This is a genomic window from Candidatus Nanopelagicales bacterium (genome assembly GCA_037045355.1).
GTDB lineage: Bacteria > Actinomycetota > Actinomycetes > S36-B12.
The window spans coordinates 132,936-151,113 of sequence record JBAOHO010000010.1; the positions used below are offsets into that span (position 1 = coordinate 132,936).

The 18,178-nt window shown below is 65.7% G+C and carries 16 protein-coding genes and 1 tRNA gene; 11 read left to right on the forward strand and 6 right to left on the reverse strand.

Annotated elements, in window-relative coordinates; genetic code table 11:
• Positions 1-110 precede the first annotated feature (110 nt).
• The gene (locus V9E98_04415; GenBank protein ID MEI2716228.1) at positions 111-1,649 is read left to right on the forward strand and encodes an SDR family oxidoreductase; all 1,539 of its coding nucleotides are present in this window, start codon (positions 111-113) and stop codon (positions 1,647-1,649) included.
• A 37-nt stretch (positions 1,650-1,686) separates the two neighbouring features.
• Here V9E98_04415 and V9E98_04420 read toward each other — a convergent pair whose 3' ends face one another.
• Positions 1,687-3,069, reverse strand: coding sequence for a GAF domain-containing protein (locus V9E98_04420; GenBank protein ID MEI2716229.1), 1,383 nt, complete (start codon positions 3,067-3,069; stop codon positions 1,687-1,689).
• A gap of 68 nt (positions 3,070-3,137) precedes the next feature.
• Between V9E98_04420 and V9E98_04425 the strand changes: the two genes are divergently transcribed.
• Positions 3,138-3,533, forward strand: coding sequence for a globin (locus V9E98_04425; protein ID MEI2716230.1), 396 nt, complete (start codon positions 3,138-3,140; stop codon positions 3,531-3,533).
• Positions 3,534-3,554: 21 nt separating this feature from the next.
• Here V9E98_04425 and V9E98_04430 read toward each other — a convergent pair whose 3' ends face one another.
• The gene (locus V9E98_04430) at positions 3,555-3,953 is read right to left on the reverse strand and encodes a thioesterase family protein (protein MEI2716231.1); all 399 of its coding nucleotides are present in this window, start codon (positions 3,951-3,953) and stop codon (positions 3,555-3,557) included.
• 5 nt (positions 3,954-3,958) lie between these two features.
• Positions 3,959-5,656 (reverse strand): energy-dependent translational throttle protein EttA, encoded by a 1,698-nt coding sequence (ettA, locus tag V9E98_04435; protein MEI2716232.1) that lies wholly within the window; start codon positions 5,654-5,656, stop codon positions 3,959-3,961.
• A 329-nt stretch (positions 5,657-5,985) separates the two neighbouring features.
• On the opposite strand from ettA, the gene V9E98_04440 reads away from it, so the two are divergent.
• The 5 genes from V9E98_04440 to V9E98_04460 all read left to right on the forward strand — a co-directional run bounded on the left by V9E98_04440 (position 5,986) and on the right by V9E98_04460 (position 11,966).
• Entirely contained in the window at positions 5,986-7,113 is a 1,128-nt protein-coding gene (locus V9E98_04440) for an energy-coupling factor transporter transmembrane component T (GenBank protein ID MEI2716233.1), read from the forward strand.
• Positions 7,110-8,717, forward strand: coding sequence for an ATP-binding cassette domain-containing protein (locus V9E98_04445; GenBank protein ID MEI2716234.1), 1,608 nt, complete (start codon positions 7,110-7,112; stop codon positions 8,715-8,717). Before V9E98_04440 ends, V9E98_04445 begins: the two co-directional genes overlap by 4 nt.
• Complete coding sequence (locus V9E98_04450; protein MEI2716235.1) at positions 8,714-9,523, forward strand: ECF transporter S component; 810 nt, start codon at positions 8,714-8,716, stop codon at positions 9,521-9,523. Before V9E98_04445 ends, V9E98_04450 begins: the two co-directional genes overlap by 4 nt.
• 72 nt (positions 9,524-9,595) lie before the next feature.
• On the forward strand, positions 9,596-11,596 hold the full coding sequence (locus V9E98_04455; GenBank protein ID MEI2716236.1) for a choice-of-anchor D domain-containing protein: 2,001 nt from the start codon (positions 9,596-9,598) through the stop codon (positions 11,594-11,596).
• A 22-nt stretch (positions 11,597-11,618) separates the two neighbouring features.
• Positions 11,619-11,966 (forward strand): DUF1905 domain-containing protein, encoded by a 348-nt coding sequence (locus V9E98_04460; protein MEI2716237.1) that lies wholly within the window; start codon positions 11,619-11,621, stop codon positions 11,964-11,966.
• A 67-nt stretch (positions 11,967-12,033) separates the two neighbouring features.
• Here V9E98_04460 and V9E98_04465 read toward each other — a convergent pair whose 3' ends face one another.
• Positions 12,034-13,695 (reverse strand): MFS transporter, encoded by a 1,662-nt coding sequence (locus V9E98_04465; protein MEI2716238.1) that lies wholly within the window; start codon positions 13,693-13,695, stop codon positions 12,034-12,036.
• A gap of 113 nt (positions 13,696-13,808) precedes the next feature.
• Here V9E98_04465 and V9E98_04470 point away from each other — a divergent pair, with 113 nt between their 5' ends.
• Both V9E98_04470 and V9E98_04475 read left to right on the forward strand, forming a co-directional pair.
• On the forward strand, positions 13,809-14,330 hold the full coding sequence (locus V9E98_04470; protein ID MEI2716239.1) for a hypothetical protein: 522 nt from the start codon (positions 13,809-13,811) through the stop codon (positions 14,328-14,330).
• 253 nt (positions 14,331-14,583) lie between these two features.
• A tRNA-Arg gene (locus tag V9E98_04475) sits at positions 14,584-14,656 on the forward strand.
• Between the two features lie 17 nt (positions 14,657-14,673).
• Here V9E98_04475 and merB read toward each other — a convergent pair.
• On the reverse strand, positions 14,674-15,333 hold the full coding sequence (gene merB, locus V9E98_04480; GenBank protein MEI2716240.1) for an organomercurial lyase: 660 nt from the start codon (positions 15,331-15,333) through the stop codon (positions 14,674-14,676).
• A gap of 396 nt (positions 15,334-15,729) precedes the next feature.
• Entirely contained in the window at positions 15,730-15,894 is a 165-nt protein-coding gene (locus V9E98_04485; GenBank protein ID MEI2716241.1) for a hypothetical protein, read from the reverse strand.
• A gap of 226 nt (positions 15,895-16,120) precedes the next feature.
• Between V9E98_04485 and V9E98_04490 the strand changes: the two genes are divergently transcribed.
• Together V9E98_04490 and V9E98_04495 are read left to right on the forward strand one after the other, a co-directional pair.
• Positions 16,121-16,693: a hypothetical protein gene (locus tag V9E98_04490; protein ID MEI2716242.1), complete on the forward strand. Its 573-nt coding sequence runs from the start codon at positions 16,121-16,123 to the stop codon at positions 16,691-16,693.
• A 336-nt stretch (positions 16,694-17,029) separates the two neighbouring features.
• Complete coding sequence (locus V9E98_04495; GenBank protein ID MEI2716243.1) at positions 17,030-18,040, forward strand: PIG-L family deacetylase; 1,011 nt, start codon at positions 17,030-17,032, stop codon at positions 18,038-18,040.
• Positions 18,041-18,178 lie beyond the last annotated feature (138 nt).

Below are 18,178 nucleotides of genomic sequence, written 5' to 3' on the forward strand. Positions count from 1 at the left end.
GCAAGGAACCGGCCCCACCGTTGGAGCACCAGCCGGGCGAGGCGCCCTGGGCTGACGCGGAGCCCCACATCCGATGTGCGTGACGCAACAGCCGCGCGCACAATGACGCTGTGGATCGCACGGATTCCCCCCTGTACCTCGTCACCGGCGCATCCGGCTACATCGGCGGGCGGCTGATTCCCCTGCTGGTGGCCACCGGTGCCCGCGTGCGCATCCTGGCGCGCCATCCCGACGGACTGCGCCAGCGCGAATGGTTCGGCGATGTCGAGGTGGTCGCCGGTGACGCCATGGATCCGCAGGACATGGATCGGGCCATGACGGGTGTCGATGTTGCCTACTACCTGATGCATTCGCTGAGCAACCACGCCGACTTCGAGTTGATGGAGCGCGATATGGCGCTCACGTTCGCCCGAGCGGCCCGCGACAACGATGTGCATCGCATCGTCTATCTGGGCGGGATGATCCCAGCAGGTGACACCAAGTTGTCCCCACATCTGCGCAGCCGCGCGCAGGTGGGGGAAATCCTGAGAACGAGCGGCGTTCCCACGATCGAGTTCCGCGCGGCGGTGATCATCGGATCCGGATCGGCGAGTTTCGAGATGCTGCGCTACCTGACCGAGCGATTGCCCGCGATGATCACCCCGCGCTGGGTCCGCACCCGCACGCAGCCGATCGCGGTGCGCGATGTCCTGCACTATCTGGTCGCGGCGGCGACGGTCCCCGGCACGGTCAACCGGGACTTCGACATCGGTGGTCCCGACGTCATGACCTACCAGTCGATGATGCAGGAGTTCGCCGCAGTCGCTGGACTGCGCTCCCGGATCATCCTGCCGATCAACCTGTTGAGTCCTGGCCTGTCCAGCCACTGGGTCGGCCTCGTGACCCCGGTCCCCCGCGGCATCGCTCGACCGCTCGTCGAGTCACTGAAGGTACCGGTCGTGTGTCGGGACCACTCGGTCGCCGAGATCATCCCTGATCCACCCCAAGGCTTGCTCCCTTACCGCACGGCTGTCGGCTTGGCGTTGGCCCGGGTGCGCGAGGCCAACGTGACAACCCGGTGGTCCAGCGCTTCAGTCGCAGGCGCACCGGCTGAGCCGCTGCCCACCGACCCCGACTGGGCGGGTGGTTCGCTGTACACCGACGTTCGGGAAGTCTGTGTGGCAGCCGATCAGGTGGACACTTTCGCCGTGGTGGACGGCATCGGCGGGGAGCGTGGCTGGTTCGCGGCGAACTGGATGTGGGAGATCCGGGGAGCGATGGATCGGGTCGTGGGCGGTGTCGGGCTACGTCGCGGGCGGCGCGACCCCGATCACACGCAGGTGGGCGACGCCTTGGACTTCTGGCGCGTCGAAGAGCGGATCGAACCCGAATTGCTTCGACTTCGGGCAGAGATGAAACTGCCCGGCTTGGCGTGGCTCGAATGGCATGTCGAACCACAAGCGGATGGCACCCACCTGACGCAGAAAGCCACATTCCACCCGCGGGGACTGGCGGGACACGCCTACTGGTGGTCCGTGGCTCCGTTCCACGCGTTCGTCTTCAAGCCGATGGTGCGCCGCATCGCGCGGGCAGCCGAACTACGCACCGCTCGTCGACCTCGCACAACACCCGACGATGCATCGCCTCTCGAGGTGGCGGCCGCATCCTGACGATCACAGGCTCGACGTCTGCCGAGGAGTTTCTCTGCTACGAGGCCACCACCACATCGACCTCCGAGCGAACGGACTCGGCCAACGCCCCTTCAGCTTGTGCGACGAGATCGTCAACGCCTTCACCGGGATGCCAGATGGCGACCCCGATGCGCACGTGCAGGGTGTCACCGTCGGGCAAGCCGACCAGAACCCGTTGAGCCCGATCCGCCAACTGGCGGGCGGCATCCTCTTCGACCGGTCCAGATTGCACCAGTGCGAGCCGGTCCCCCTCCATCCGCACAACCTGGTCCGTGTCCCGGGTGAGCGTTCCTAGCCGATGGCCGCCCTGAACGATGATCGCGTTGGCCACGGCCTGACCGTGAGCGGTCGCAACAGTCTCGATCCCGCCAAGGGAGATCAGGTGCAGCGCCAGCGCGCCCTGGCGTCGGTTCTGCCCATCGCCAACGTGCGTCTTCAGATGGCCGAGCAACCACGTTAGGTTGGGCAGTCCCGTGAGGTCGTCGTGAGTGGCGCGGTACTCGGCGTCCCGCTCGGCCTCCTGCGCGGTGATGTTCATCAGGGTGCCGCGCAGGACCCGCCCATGCCCTTCCAAACGGTCCCCCCACACGGCATCCAACCGCAGCACCTGAAGGCCCGCGGAATATCCGACGAGACGCAACTTGAACTGGCCCTGGGGCGGGCCTGCCAACATCTCGTCGAGCGCTGCCCGCGACCCGTGATCGAGAATGTGCCGCAACCCGGCCCAACTCCTTGACGGATCCGCGAGGAACGGCGCGACCGAACCAGCGGAGTCGTCCCAGGACAACGAGCCGGTCACAGGGTCCCAGTCCCACAGGACCAGGTCGACCGCCGACCGTGGTTCCTGCGCTTCCCTCAGTCGTTCCGGCCGATTTTGGGCTTCGCGATAGGACCGCAGTCGCAGCGAAGTCTCCCAGGCCTGGTCCGCGATGATCTGGCACGTTTCCACGTCGTCCTGGTCGTACGGTTCCTTCTTGTTCGCCACCCCCATCAGCAGGCAGATACCACCGGCTGCCAGCACGGGCACTCCGAGTTGGCGCCTCAGAGGGGAATGCCCCTCGGGAAGGCTGCGGGATTCGGGTGCGTCAGCGGGGTCGTTGTCGATGTAGGGGCGCCGGGTGCGGGCACTCTCCGCCCACCGGCCTCCCTCAGAAATGGGATGGTGTTGGGCCGGCGCAGCCGTGCAGTGATCGCGCAGGCCGCTCGACCACGCGCACAGGTCGATGCTGTCCTGGTCGGGATTGACGAAGTGCCCATATCCGATGGTGCTGCCGGTCAACTCAACGGCCAGGTCCACCGCCTGGCGCAGCATGTCGGACTCCGGTGTCGATGAGGGCAACTGCAACAACTGGTTGCACGCTTGCAGTCGCCGTTGACGCAAAGCCGCATCCGCCGTCATCGATCTCCGCCCCTCGGTCTGACGCAGGCGCGCTACCCGCACCCGGCCACACCTGACAGAATGCCCCAGTGCCCGATGTGACGCGATACGACCGACTGGGTGGCGAGCAGTTTTTCACCGCGCTCGTGGCCGGCTTCTATTCGCGCGTTGCGGGCGACGACCTCCTGCGGCCCATGTACCCCGAGCCAGACCTCGGCCCCGCGGAACGCCGACTACGCCTGTTCTTGATGCAGTACTGGGGTGGCCCCACAACCTACGGCGAAGAACGCGGCCATCCACGACTGCGAATGCGCCACGCACCGTTTCCCGTCGACCTGGCAGCGCGCGACCGGTGGCTCGCGCTGATGCACGAATCACTGCAGGACAACGGTGGCGACCTCGATCCCGAGGTCCGCGACGAACTGTGGCGCTATCTGGAATCCGCCGCCGACGCGATGATGAACGTCAACCCCGCGCTGGAGTGATCGCCGTCAGCTCGGTGCGACTCAGATCAGGTACCGCGCCAACGCGTCCCGAGCAGCCTGAGGCAGCGGCATCGATCCGGAACCGTCGCGCACAATGCACACAACGACCGTCTGGGCTCGCACAGCAACCTCGCCCGACGCGTCGCGGATCTCGCACCCGAACGTGAACGACGCCGTACCGATCCGATCCACCCAGACGTCCATCGCCACGGGTTCGATGGCGTAGTACAGCGGTCGCAAGTAGTCGATCTCGTGGCGACCCACCACCAGACCGAAATCGGGGCGTAATGCCTGCCGCGCTTCGGCCAGGAGGCGCACCCTTCCCTCTTCGAGCAGAGTCAAGGTGGCGGCGTTGTTGACGTGACCGAGTGCATCCATGTCCCCCCAGCGCAACGCGACCTCGGTGTGGAAGACCGCCATGGTCGTCAGTCGCGGGTGAGTTTGCGGTACGTGGCCCGGTGCGGTCGGGCAGCTTCGGGGCCGAGTCGCTCCACCTTGTTCCTCTCGTACGAGTCGAAGTTGCCCTCGAACCAGAACCACTGCGAGTCGCCCTCGTAGGCCAGGATGTGAGTCGCTACACGATCGAGGAACCAGCGGTCGTGGGAGGTGATCACCGCACAGCCCGGGAAGTCGAGAAGTGCGTTCTCCAGGCTGCTCAGGGTCTCGACATCGAGGTCGTTCGTCGGTTCGTCGAGCAGCAGTACGTTGCCGCCCTGCTTCAACGTCAGCGCCAGATTGAGCCGGTTGCGCTCGCCACCGGACAACACCTTGGCCGGCTTCTGCTGGTCGGGCCCTTTGAAGCCGAACGCACCCACGTAGGCCCGCGACGGCATCTCGACGTTGCCGACCTTGATCCAGTCGAGCCCGTCCGACACGACCTCCCACACGTTCTTGGTGGGGTCCAGTCCGGCGCGGGATTGGTCGACGTAGGACAGCTTGACGGTGTCGCCCACCCGAAGATCTCCGGATGTCGGCAGTTCTGCCTTGTCGTCCGATCCACCCTGTGAGGCGGCGACGATCATACGGAACAGTGTCGTCTTGCCGACGCCGTTGGGACCGATGACACCGACGAGCCCGTTGCGTGGCAGCGAGAACGACAGGTCGTCGATCAGGACGCGGTCGTCAAACGCCTTGGTGAGGTGATCAGCTTCGACGACGAGGTTGCCCAGGCGTGGTCCGGGCGGAATCTGGATCTCTTCGAAGTCGAGTTTGCGGGTCTTCTCGGCTTCGGTGGCCATCTCCTCGTAGCGCTGCAGGCGGGACCGGGACTTGGTCTGCCGGGCTTTGGCGTTCGACCTCACCCATTCGAGTTCATCGGTCAGACGCTTCTGCATCTTCACGTCTTTCTGGCCCTCGACTTTCAGCCGCGCGGCCTTCTTCTCGAGGTAGGTCGAGTAGTTGCCCTCATAGGGGTAGGCACGGCCGCGGTCCAACTCGAGGATCCACTGGGCCACGTTGTCCAGGAAGTAGCGGTCGTGGGTGATGCCGACGACAGTGCCCGGGTATTTCTCCAAGTGCTGCTCGAGCCATTGCACACTTTCGGCATCGAGGTGGTTCGTCGGCTCGTCGAGCAGGAGCAGGTCGGGCTGTTCCAGTAGGAGCCGACACAGTGCGACCCGGCGGCGCTCGCCACCGGACAACACCGTGACGTCGGCGTCCGGCGCTGGGCATCGCAGGGCATCCATCGCCTGCTCCAACTGCGAGTCCAGGTCCCAGGCATCTTTGTGGTCGATCTGTTCCTGCAGCGTGCCCATCTCGGCCATCAACTTGTCGAAGTCCGCGTCGGGGTCGGCCATCTGGGCCGAGATCTCGTTGTAGCGGTCGATGAGAGCCTTGGTGGCGGCGACCCCGACCTCGATGTTCTCCAAGACGGTCTTGTCCGGGTCGAGTTCGGGTTCCTGTTCGAGGATGCCGACCGTGGCTCCCGGACTCAGCCGCGCCTCGCCGTTGGAGGGCTGGTCCAGACCGGCCATGAGTTTCAACAGACTTGACTTTCCGGCGCCGTTCGGGCCGACGACACCGATCTTGGCACCGGGCAGGAACGACAGGGTCACGTCGTCCAGGACGACCTTGTCACCGTGTGCTTTGCGCGCCTTCTGAAGGGTGTAGATGAATTCCGCCATTGGGCCAGGGTACGGGGAGCAGCTCAGCGCGCCCGAACGGGTTGGTCGACTCGCACTGGCTGCGCGGGGCAACTCGGTTCGCGCGCCTGCACGGCTGCGATTCCCGTGCCAGGTGCTGGTCTGCGAGTCCCCGCATTCAGTCCGAGGTGACGGGTCGTCCGACCCCATAGACTGGCCTGGCTTCCGCACCCGAAGTCGGTGAGATCCCGACGCTGACCCGCAACCGTGACAGCCGGACCGGACGGTGGCGACTGAAGTGCCCGTCGTGGTCTGCGGGTGCGGTGGGCTGTGCGCCCGTCGCCCCGGGGCCGCCTGCTCGAGAGGTTCCGGTGTCCGCCACCTTCGCCCCCCGACTGCTGCATCCCGGTGCGTGGTGGCTGTGGGCGCTGGGGCTCGCGACTGCCGCGGCACGCACCACCAATCCCCTCTTGTTGCTGTTGATCGCTGCCGTCGCCGGGCTGGTTGTCAGTGAGCGCAGGGTCCCGGGGCCATGGTCGCGGTCATACACCGCGTTCTTGAAGTTCGGGCTGCTGGTTATCGTCATTCGGGTGGTCTTCGAGATGGTCTTCGGTGCCACGGATGTCGGGCGCCCACTGGTCGTTCTGCCGCAGATTGCTTTGCCGAGTTGGATGGCGGGGGTCCAACTGGGAGGGGTCGTCACCTGGGACGGATTCCTGTTGGCGGTCTTCGAGGGCATGCGGCTTGCGGCCATCTTGATGTGTGTCGGAGCGGCGAACTCCTTGGTGAATCCGAGTCGACTGCTGCGTATCGTTCCGGCCGCACTCTATGAGGCTGGTGTCGCGGTCGTGGTGTGCATGACGGTGGCCCCCACGCTCGTCACGGATGCCGCCCGAATCCGGCGGGCGCGACGGTTGCGCGGGCGACCTAGTCGCGGCTTGCGGGTGTGGGGGCAGATGGCTCTTCCGCTGTTCTCGGGTGCGCTGGAACGTTCCGTGTCGCTGGCCGCTTCTATGGATGCCCGCGGCTACGGGCGCACCGGAAACGTCCCGGCGAAGTCTCGTCACCTGACCTCGGCACTGGTGGTGGGTGGGCTGCTCGGAGTGCTGATCGGGCTGTACGGCCTGCTGCAGGGCGGAACACCCGGAGTCGCCGGCACGGGCCTGCTCGGTTGGCCGATGCTGATCGTCGGCGCCGCACTGGCGGCCGGAGCGTCGCTCTTGGCGGGCGGTCGCATCGCCCGCACGCGCTACCGCCCGGACCCGTGGCGCGCCCCGGAGTGGCTCGTGACGGTCAGTGGACTTGTGCCCGCCGTGGTGTTCGTCGGTTTCGGGTCGACAGCGGAACTGTTGGGTCCGGCATCACCGCCGGGCTGGCCCGCCCTGCCGGTACTGCCCGCGCTGGCGGTCCTGGTCGCGGCCTTGCCTGTAGTCGTGGCACCACCATTGCCGCGGCCGGCGCAGCAGACGCCGTCACGGGTGCGGGAGGTGCCCGCGTGATCACCTTCGACAACGTGACCTTCACCTATGGGGCCGAGCGTGAGCCTGTCCTGAGCGGGGTCGACATCGCTGTTCCCGAAAGCGAGCTGGCCCTGCTGGTCGGGCCCACCGGCTGCGGAAAGTCGACACTGCTGAAGTGCGTGAACGGACTGGCTCCCCATTTCACGGGAGGCACGCTGCGCGGCAGGGTGACCGTGGCCGGACTCAGCACCGCTGATCGACCACCCCGGGATCTGGCGGATGTGGTGGGTTACGTTCCGCAAGATCCGCAGCACGGGTTCGTCACGGACATCGTCGAGGACGAACTCGCGTACACGATGGAATGCCTCGCCGTGCCCGCCGATGTGATGCGCCGCCGCGTCGAGGAGACACTCGACCTGCTCGGGATCGCGGACCTCCGCGACCGCTCGCTGCGCACTCTGTCCGGCGGACAACGCCAGCGCGTGGCGATCGGTTCCGTGCTCACCGCGCATCCCAAGGTCCTGATTCTCGATGAGCCCACCTCGGCGCTGGACCCTCAGGCGGCAGAGGAGGTACTGGCGACTGTCCAACGCCTGGTTCACGACCTGGCTCTGACCGTTCTGCTGTCCGAACACCGCCTGGAGCGGGTCATTCAATACGCAGATCGAGTCCTGCTCATCGACGAAAGGGGACGAGTCGCGGACTACGCGGACCCATCGGATGCGATGGCCGTGTCGCAGTTGGTGCCCCCGGTGGTGGATCTGGGCAAGTGGGCGAACTGGACGCCGCTGCCACTGTCGATCCGTGATGCCCGTCGCGCTGCCGTGATGTTGCGCGCGGAACTGCCACCACCCGGTTCCCCGGTAGGTGGCCACGTAGGAGCTGTTGTTGCCGACGTGTCGCGCGCGTCGCGAAGCTGGGGATCAGTGCAGGCGCTGCGATCCGCTTCCCTGAACGTATGCGCGGGCGATGTCGTCGCGCTCATGGGACGCAACGGTGCCGGCAAGTCGACGCTTCTCGCTCTGCTGTCCGGACAGGACCGACCCGGCGGGGGGACGGTCCGGGTGAGTGGCCGCGACCCCGCCGACCTGCGGGGTCGGGAGCTCGTCAGCACCGTCGGCCTCGTCCCGCAGGAGCCGCAGGACCTGTTGTGGGCAGAGACTGTGGCAGCGGAGTGTGAAGGGGCGGATCGCGACGCGGGTGCTGCGGCCGGGACCGCATGGGGTCTATTCACCACACTGCACCCGAACACCGATCCGGAGACTCATCCCAACGACCTGTCCGAGGGCACGAGGCTGGCGCTCGTCCTGGCGATCATGCTCACCGGGGATCCGGATCTGTTGCTATTGGACGAACCAACACGCGGGCTGGACTACCTGGCCAAGCAACGACTGGCGGCGCTGTTGCGCGAGCGCGCCCAGCGCGGCACTGCGATCGTGATCGCGACGCACGACGTCGAGTTGGTTGCGGACGTGTGCTCGCGGATGGTGATGCTCGCGGATGGTGAGGTGGTGCTCGACACCGACGCCCGCAGCGGGGCGGCATCATCCCCCGCGTTCGCCCCCCAGGTGGCCAAGGTCTTAGCGCCGCTGCCCTATCTGACCGTGACTGAGGTCAAGGATGCGATGGCAGGTCGCGCATGACGACTCCCATGCGGCTGAACGCCCGATCCACGGTCGTCCTGACCATCGTGTCGGTCATCGGACTCGAGATGTTCGTATGGCCGCTCTTTGCAGATGTGGACTCCGAGCTGGCTCACAGCACCGATGCGCCGTTGGTGTTCGCACTGGTAATGGCCATGCTTGTCGTGGTGCTCGCGACCGAGGTGACGTCGGGGCACCTGGACGCCAAAGCCTTGGCCATGCTCGGTGTCTTGGCGGCTACGGCCGCGGTGCTGCGGCCGCTCGGCTCCGGGGTCTCCGGGTTTCAGCCGATGTTCATCGTGTTGATCCTCGGGGGTCGTGCGTTGGGGCCCGGCTTCGGTTTCAGTCTCGGGCTGGTGTCGATGTTCGGATCGGCTCTGCTGACCGGTGGTGTGGGCCCCTGGCTACCTTTCCAGATGCTGGGGGCGGCGTGGTTGGGGATGTTCGCCGGACTGCTGCCTCGCGCCACTGGCCGGGCGGAGGTGGCGCTGCTGGCGGGGTACGGGGCCGTGTCCGGGATCCTGTACGGGTTCTTGTTGAACATGTGGTTGTGGCCCTTTCTCATGGCCGGGGACGCCGGCATCTCCTACGTCGCCGGGGCACCCGTGACCGAGAATCTGAGCCGGTTCCTGGCGTTCTGCCTGGTGACTTCGCTGGGCTTCGACATTCCCCGGGCGCTGGGCAATGTGCTGCTGATCGCTTTCGCCGGTGGCCCGCTCTTGCGCAGCATCCGCCGGGTGACGCGGAAGGCGAACTTCGCCGCAACCCCGGTGTTCGAGGACACTGTGGTCTCCACACCACCGTAAGAACTGCTCCGAAGGGGCTGACATGAGGCTGTCGTGGTGTACCGGGGGCTAGTTCGACGGTAGCCTCACGTCGTGCGACACCAGGTTGGTGTGCAGGCGACATCCGTCCCCGACAGCGGCCGGACGATGTGGTACGTCCCCGTCGTTCTCCTCTCGCTCACCGTGCTCATGGCCGGTGGGTCTGTTCCGGCAACGAGGGCCCGGGCAGAGGCCATGCCGGAAGTGTTCGCAACGCTCACCCCAAATCAGGGGGGAGCAACGGCGGGATTCGGCTTGGACCTTGCCGCTGACGGAGAGTACGCGGTGATCGGTGCAGCCGGCGAGAATGCGGCGCGAGGCGCAGCGTACGTCTACCGATTCAATCCTGATCGCAGCGTCACCCGCTTGGCCCGATTGCAGGCGTCAGATGGCGTGGCAGCTGATCGCTTCGGCAGCGCTGTCGCAATCGACGGCTCGACCATCGTCGTCGGAGCATACGGCGCCAACGCCGACGCCGGCGCCGCTTACGTGTTCAAGCGACCGGATGCCGGGTGGTCCGGTGAGTTGACGCAGACGGCAAAACTCACCGCTGCGAACAGCGCCTACCTGGGGTATTCCGTCGCGGTGTCGAGTGGTGCCGTTGTGGCAGGGGACTACGGTCACGATGGAGCCAGAGGTGCAGTGCGGGTGTACGACACCCCGCTGCTGGGCTGGCAGGACGACGCCACACCCACGAAGACCATGCTGGCCAGCGATGCGGACCCCTCCGACCAGTTGGGGAGGGCAGTCGCGATTTCCGGCGATACCGTTGTCGCGGGCGCCAAAGACAACAATGGGCGAGGCGCCGCTTATGTCTTCGAACGTGGCGTGGGACTCTTCGGCCCTTGGCCCGCCAGCCAGACAGCGAAACTCACGACCTCCACTGGCGAAGTTGGCGATGATGTCGGAGACTCCGTTGACGTTGACGAGAGCACCATCGTCGTCGGAGCACCACAGTGGGGCAGCGACGGGGCCGCCTTTGTCTACTCTCGACCCGCCGGCGGATGGCAGGACGCGACTCAGACCGCGCGGCTGACTGTGCCCAGCGACCCCGGTAGCTCCTTTGCCGGAGTGGCTGTCATAGTCAACGGATCCGAAATTCTCGTGGGCGCCACCGGGATCGGGCAGCGTGGCGGGTTAGTGAAGTTCACGGAAGCCGATGCCGGGTGGACCACAACGGATGAGAGCGCGTGGCAGATCGCCCCAACCGGAAACACCCTGGATCAGATCGGCAGCAGTGTGGCCGCCAATGATGACTACGTGTTGCTGGGCTGGCCCAGCGCCCAACTGGCTGCCGGCGGTGGCGGCGCGGTATTGCTCTATGGATTCCCCAATTTCGCGTCGGCTCCCTTGCGGCTCAGTTTCCCGGAGACTCAGGTTGCGTCTACCGCGGACGCCAAGACTGTGACGGTGAGCAACTCCGGGTCGGCAGTTCTGCTGCCGTCGGTGGAACTGACCGGCGAGGCGCCCGGGGACTTCGCCATCGTGTCGGACACCTGCACCGCTGGAGCCTGGCCGGCTGGGTCTTGCACGGTGTCCGTGACATTCACCCCCACTGCTGCCAACGGGCGCAACGCGTTTCTGCAGTTCACCGATGGTGCGGACGCCAGCCCACAACGGATCCCGCTGACCGGGACTGGAACGCCGGCTGCGGAGGCCGCACCTACCGCCTCGCCGACACAGGACCCCGCACCCGCTTCCAGCATGACGCCCACCCCGGAATCGGGAGTGAGCCCCGCACCTGAGTCCAGTAGCGACCCGGCTCCCCAACCGGGACCCAACGCCGGCGCCCGCCCCGCGCCGCCGAAAGGCCTCAAGGTCGTCCCCAAGCGCAAGAAGGTCAAGGCCACCTGGCGGGCGGGCGCCAGGGCAAATGAGTACCGCATCGCCGTGCGCGGCAAGAAGCCCAAAGTCGTTCGTACCGCCACCACAGCAGCGCTGCACCGCACCGTGAAGAGCCTGAAACCCAGCAAGCGCTACCGGGTCTGCGTGCGTTCCCACAATGACGCCGGCAGTTCCAAGAAGGTCTGTCGACGCACGCGCACGAAGGGCTAGATGGATTCTGCGCCAGGTACCGATGCTCGCCAGCGGCATTCCCGGCAACCAGGTCTCCACGGTGCACAATCACCTCATGGTCTACGCCTTCACCGCGGAGCTGTGGATCTGGGACGCCCGCAAGTCCGACTCCTGGACCTTCGCGACAGTCCCGCCAGAGCACAGCGACGATCTGCTGGCCCGGGCCGGACCGAGGAGAGGATTCGGGTCAATCCCGGTGGAGGTCACCATCGGCACCTCGACCTGGCGAACCTCGGTCTTCCCAGACAAGCAGTCCGGCTGTTTCGTGCTGCCCATCAAGGCTGCAGTACGACGGTCCGAGGCCATCGCCGCGGGAGACTCGATCCACATCACCTTGAGTCCCGTCTGATCCCAAGCGTTGGGGAATGTCAAGCCAATCCGTAATCGCTTCGGCGTCGGCGCTGAGGGGACTCAGTTCAGAGGACGTAGGCGATGACCAAGTAGACAGCGATGAAGATGGCGGCGAAGATCAGGAGTCGCTTGACGGTTTGCCGGACGGCAGAGCCACCGGATTCGTCGGAGATTGCGGCTGCTGCCTGCTCTGCGACGGCCGCCCGACCACCGGGGTGGCGCAAGGCCACGATGGCAGCCAGTAGCAGCATCACGGCCATGGCGTAGATCACGGTCGAGAGGGCCGCTGCGAAATCCCCCGGCACTGCGGCCAGGAACGACTGTGATCCTGCCGGCAGATTCGCCATCGTGCCGGCCGCACCGCCGCTGGTCTGCCCGCTCGCCGAAGACACCAAGGCCTCGGCCTGCTGCTGGTCCAAGCCGCTTTGCTGGGCGCTGGAAGTGAGATCGACCGCGATGCGGTTGGACATGAGCGACCCGAGCATCGCAAACCCCAGCGCGGATGCGTAGTTGCGCACTGTCTGGGTGATGCCGGTGACTTCCCCATAGGTCGCGTCTATCGCACGGTTGACAGCGTCGGTACTGGCCGGCCCCAGCATGAGGCCGACTCCGAAACCGCCCAGTGCGATCCACGGTGTCACCGCACTAGCGCTGAGGGAGCCCGCGTTGAACCCCCACCCGGCGTAGCCGATGGCCCCGATGAGTCCGCCGATGAGCATCGGCAACTTGGATCCCTTGCGATCCAGGATCGCCCCACCGATCTGCGCGGCGATGACGAACCCGATGAAGTACCACATCAGGAACAGCCCAGCCTCCTGTGCGGTGTACCCGAGCGCGGCTTGAGCGTAGACGCTGAGGAAGAAGAAGACCGGAACGAACGCCATGGACATGAAGAACAGCACCGCGTTGTCCGCCTGGAATGCGCGGTCGGCGAAGATCTTCATCTTGATCAACGGATACTGCTGGCCCAGTTCGTACCGCACGAAGACGATTAGCACGACGAGGCCGCCGATGATGCACGCCCAGGTGACCGGACTGCTCCACCCCCACGTACCGGCCTGCTGGAAGCCGAGTACCGACAAGCCCATGCCCACGATGGTGAGCACCGCACCGATCCAATCGACGGGCTCGTTCCGACGTCTGGTGGTCGGCTTGGCAATAGCGGTCAAAGCCAAGGCGACGATCGCGATGGGGATATTGACCCAAAAGATCGACCGCCAGTTCCACTCCACGAGGAAACCTCCGAGAATGGGTCCAATCGCGGTGAGACCTCCGGTGATGGCGAAGAAGAGGGCCAACGCCCGACCGCGGCCGGCCGGCGGGAAGGCAGCGACCACGATGGCCAACGCCGCGGGGAACAGCATGGCGGCCCCGACTCCCTCGATGACCCGCCATCCGATCAGCCACCCCGCCGCGATGCTGCCGCCCGGGGTCAGGCCGCACATTAGCGAGGAGAAGGCGAACACCAGGGTGCCGATGATGACCATCCGTCGGTGCCCGTAGACATCCGCCACTCGACCCATGAGCGCGAACGTTGCAGCAAGGCCCAACAGGTACCCGTTGACCACCCACTGAACGGCGTCGTCGGAGATTCCCAGATCGGACTCGATCACCGGGGCACCGATCGACACGATGGTCATGTCGATGAATGTCATTCCCGTGGCGAACACCATCGCGGTCAGAGCCAGATAGCGGCCTTTGTGCGCTGCATCGGTGCTGGCGGGCATCTCGGTGTTCACCTGTCGGCCTGACTCGTCATGCGACCATGCTGGCGCATCGGGAGTGAGTCACGCGTGCTGTCCGGCGCCGTGACCTTGACGAGGCATGGTGAACTGACTCCATGACCGATCAAGTTGCCGACAGAGGGACTGGCCCCTCAGCGCATGGTGGGCCCGGAAAATCCATGGCGCCGGTGGAGCGGCAGCTGACAACGGCGCTGGCTGCGTGGGGTGCGGGGTCGGTGCTGGTCGGCGGCGCTGTGTGGGCATCGGCACGTCAGCAGAGCCTGGCGGCATTCGGCCGGCAGACGGCCGCCTGGGGAGCAATCGACGTCGCGATCGCGGGGTTCGGACTCGTGCGTGCTCGACGCCGGAAGGGCCCACCGGACGACGACGAAAGGCGCCGGCTGCGTCGTGCTCTCGTGATCAACAGCGTCCTCGACGTCTTCTATGTGGCGGGGGGAGTTGTTCTGTTCGCTCGCGCGGACCCACTCGCGGACTCGATCCCAGCGAGGACGCCTGGCCGTCGATACGGGGCCGACGAGATGCGCGGCGATGGGGTGGCTGTGGTCGCACAGGGGGTGTTTCTCCTGCTCCTCGACACCACTTTCGCGATCCGACTGGGGGCGAGAAGCGCGGATTGACTCGGAATGGAGTCACCGGTGCTGGCCGTGTCCTGTTGTCCTGTCGGATCGCATCCACCGAATGCCCCCGGTTGTCACTCCACGCCACGTGATCGAAGGTTGGGCCGGATCGGCGTCGGGCGAGTCCCGACCGGACCACTATCGGCGCCACCTCCCGCGAACCGGATCCCTCTTTGATCATCTGAGAGAATGGCGACCCAGGTGCACAGGCGACATCTCAGCCAGTGAGGTGCCAGTTGCGAGCCAGCACCGAGCGCCCGTAGCTCAACGGATAGAGCAACCGGTTTCTACCCGGTCGGTTGGGGGTTCGAATCCCTCCGGGCGCGCAAAGTCCCCTGGTGGCTCAGAGTCCCCAGAACGGACCCGAGAGACCGACACTTCTCAAGTAGTCGTGCGCCGCTGACGGTTCACGCCGGATGTAGCCGTGGTCGAGCCGTCCGTCATACCAATGCGAGGCTAGGTTCCAGAGGGTCGGAAGGTCCATCACGTAGCCCTGGTCCTGACCCGTGTCGTTGAGCCACCTGCTCACACAGTCACGGGAGCAGAAGATCCGCTGGTTGCCGCACGTGTGCACCACGTCGTCCCACATGTGAGCCGCTGGTACGAGGAAGTGCGCGACCTGATCCCCAGGCGGCGGGCTACCGGTCCCGACCGACCAAACATGTGGGTGGCCGCAGAACGGGCACCGCGTCGCGACAAGAACCTCGTCGTCCCAGGGCAGCAGGTGTGGGAGAGCGAACGAGTCCCAGGCGCAGCCACCCCACCACAGCGTGTCCCTCCCCATCACGGAGAACCCGAGCGGTACCGAAGAGAAGGGGTGCGCCATGACGATGGACCCGTCGGCCCCTACGGCGAGGTGTCGGGCGGCTGCAAGTTCTCGCAGTGCCCCTCGGATCTCCGGCTCGGTAACCATGAATCGAGCAGCAAGCCGATCGAGGTTGGGGGCACGGCCTGTGCGGCTGAACGACTCGTACACCGCCACACGCACGTCTTCGACGTCCACCGGTCCAAGGTAGGGCAACCCGACGTCACGTCACGAGTGGCGAGCGCCTTCGGCGCTTCGGCGCAACGCGGCGGTGTTGACTTCGCCGAGAACGGGTAGCCGCCGGATTCGCGAAGGCCGGAGCGTCAATCTGGCGGCCGAAGTCGCAAGAAAGCGACGCGGGGTATTGCGCTCCAATCCTCAATACGACAATGCACTTGCGGCTGGTGTACCGCTCATGGCTTCGCGTACAACCGATCCGGGGCCCCTTCCCCAGTGAGCCAATGGGGTATACCTTGGCTACCACCAATGGAGGCGCCTCATGATGCGACAACATGCCGTCCGGGCCTCGCTGGATGTCAATGCTTCACTTGTGGATCGTGAGTCGCCGCCTGCCTCCGGGCGGATCCGCTTCGATCACGACCCCAACATGGTCGCCTGAGCCATGAGCCCAATAGCCCGCAGCTTGATGGGGTTGGCCCTTGGCGCCAGCGTGGTGGCGCCAAGTCTGATCGTCGCGGGCTCGATGGGTAGCGCGGGCGCGGACCCTTGTTCCCGGTACGGCGCGAGTTCCACACTCACGTCAACTCGCTCCCGGCTCAGCGCGACTGATAGTCAAGATTCGTGGGCTGCCCGCCGGCAATCGAACCTCACTCCTAGCCCCGGTCACCGTCGATGGACCCGGCAAGTACGGCCAGGCTCTCTTGCATCGAAGAGGCTCAGCGGCCTGAAACCGGGCAGGTACGTCATCCAAGCCAAGACCGTCAACACGGATAAGGGACCAGCTACACCGTCGCAGCCCCGACAGGTGGTGCGGTTGAATGCGGCTGGCACCAAGACCGCCAGGGTCAGCTACGCCGTCGGGGACGGTGACCTGTCTGGCGTCGTACGGGGCTCGCTGAACAGGAACGTCGATGACACCGCCATCAAGGTCGAGTGGACCCTGACCGTTCACCAGAAGTGGAACAACAAGGGCTCCTGGGAGGACGCCGGATCCACCGTGACTTATGAGAAGTCCGAAGAGACCGTCGGCCAACCGGGCCTGGAGTGTCCACAAGGAACAGAGACGACGCGCACCACGTTCGCGGGTGCCCCTTTCATGGGGATGACCGGGTTCTGGCTCAAACAAGATGTGACCAGTTACTGGCACACATCAGGGCGGACGAGCCCCATCTACGGCGATGACGGGTCCGTTACCTGCGTACCCGACGACCTGAGCAGCACGCAGAGCGAGTCCATCGGGGGCGGATGGACCGAGGGATCGTGGAACTCCGACCGGTCAGTCCTCACCATCAGACTCACCGACACCGACGGGGCGGAAGTGCGGGGCGAACTGCGTACCGATCAGGGACCAGCACCTATCGGACCGCCCTTCCGCTGACGGACCCCGGCTGAGGCCATAGCGAACGGCTCCGGTGGGGGCCGTGAGGAAACCACCGCTCCCGGCACTGAGGACCCTGCCAGCTGGCCTTCCCCTCGTAGCGTGAAGACGCCAGCCTGGAAAGGGAGGCGCTGGTCCAGCGGAAGAAGGTTCGATTCGGAGTTTCGCGAGGACGCGGGCGGCAGTCCCGGTATCCCGCGACCTCACGTCGCGCCAGAAACGTCCGTCCGGCCTCTGACCTGGACCTCGTCGCGGGGCGCTGAACCGACGTCCCGGGACATGCCGACCTACCCGAACACGACAGGGAGGACACTGGATACGAGAAGAGGGAGACCGATGCCAGTGCGGAAAGCGCCCACGTGGGGCGCTCTTGTTGTCCTCCTCATGGTCAGTTGGTTCGTGACGGCCTGTGACTCTGAACCGAAACCCACCGAACCGCCGCAACGGGTGCTGTTCATCACCGCCCATCCCGACGACGAGACCCTATTCGGCCTTGGGCGGTTTCGGGAACGTGACTGGCAGGTGGATGTCGCACTGGTCACCAACGGCGAGGGCGGTCAGGTCGTTGAAGGAATCCGAGCGACTCCCGACAAGGACGGTGACGTGCTGACCGAGAAGGATCCGGCGCCAACGGTTCGTGTGGTCGCCAAACCGCCGGATGGTGACCGCGGTCGTCCTGTGCGCAGTTCCGTGGACTTGGCGCGGGAGCGTCGGGCCGAGTTCCTGGACACCATGAGCAGGCAGGGAGTTCAGGAGGTCTTCTTCCTGTCCGACCTGCAGCGTTCCGACTACGAAGACTCCTGGGACAACGGAATCCGTAACTGGGATGTTCCCCGACTACGGCGGCAGTTGGCGCTCATCAGTGAGCGCGTCCAGCCCGGCGTTGTCGTCACCATGAATCCCGGCGAGACGTGGGCGCACAAACAGCACCAGGGGCTCGGGCGCATCGTGCGCTCGATGTGGATCTCCGGTCAACTGGACTCCGCGACCGGAACAAGGCCGATCCTGTACGGCCTTCGTGAGCACGGCTGGTACGAGCAGTCACAGGTGCCACAGAAGGGTGATGAGACGTTCGACCGTTCCGCGTTCTCCCCGACACTGCAACGCACCTACGCCGAGAACTGGACATGGGCAACGGACTCATACGTGAGTCAGAGCTCCCATCCGGTGTGGTTCGAGGCTCGAGCCGACGCAGGCTTCCTCCCGGGCTACGGCGACATCGACATCATCCGGCGACTGGCCGCGACCGATACGACCTTGACCACACTCCTCGACAGTTCGCCGCCTGTGCCGGGGGCTCCTGATCCGGGCGAACTTCGACAGACCGACATGAGCGGGATCGACTGACCGGAGCGGTTCCGGCACCTGACCACGGTACTGATCTCCAGGGATCTGACCGGACCGACTGCGGGCGCCGCACGAGTTCGGCGATCGGCGCGCACACCACTGTGGCGGCTCCCACCCGTTCCCTCTGACTCATGAAAG

Coding starts and splice junctions, on each gene's coding strand:
- V9E98_04420 (MEI2716229.1), bottom strand. CDS start 3,069: ATGACGGCGGATGCGGCTTTGCGTCAACGGCGACTGCAAGCGTGCAAC.
- V9E98_04430 (MEI2716231.1), bottom strand. CDS start 3,953: ATGGCGGTCTTCCACACCGAGGTCGCGTTGCGCTGGGGGGACATGGAT.
- ettA (MEI2716232.1), bottom strand. CDS start 5,656: ATGGCGGAATTCATCTACACCCTTCAGAAGGCGCGCAAAGCACACGGT.
- V9E98_04450 (MEI2716235.1), top strand. CDS start 8,714: ATGACGACTCCCATGCGGCTGAACGCCCGATCCACGGTCGTCCTGACC.
- V9E98_04460 (MEI2716237.1), top strand. CDS start 11,619: ATGCTCGCCAGCGGCATTCCCGGCAACCAGGTCTCCACGGTGCACAAT.
- V9E98_04465 (MEI2716238.1), bottom strand. CDS start 13,695: ATGCCCGCCAGCACCGATGCAGCGCACAAAGGCCGCTATCTGGCTCTG.
- V9E98_04470 (MEI2716239.1), top strand. CDS start 13,809: ATGACCGATCAAGTTGCCGACAGAGGGACTGGCCCCTCAGCGCATGGT.
- V9E98_04495 (MEI2716243.1), top strand. CDS start 17,030: ATGCCAGTGCGGAAAGCGCCCACGTGGGGCGCTCTTGTTGTCCTCCTC.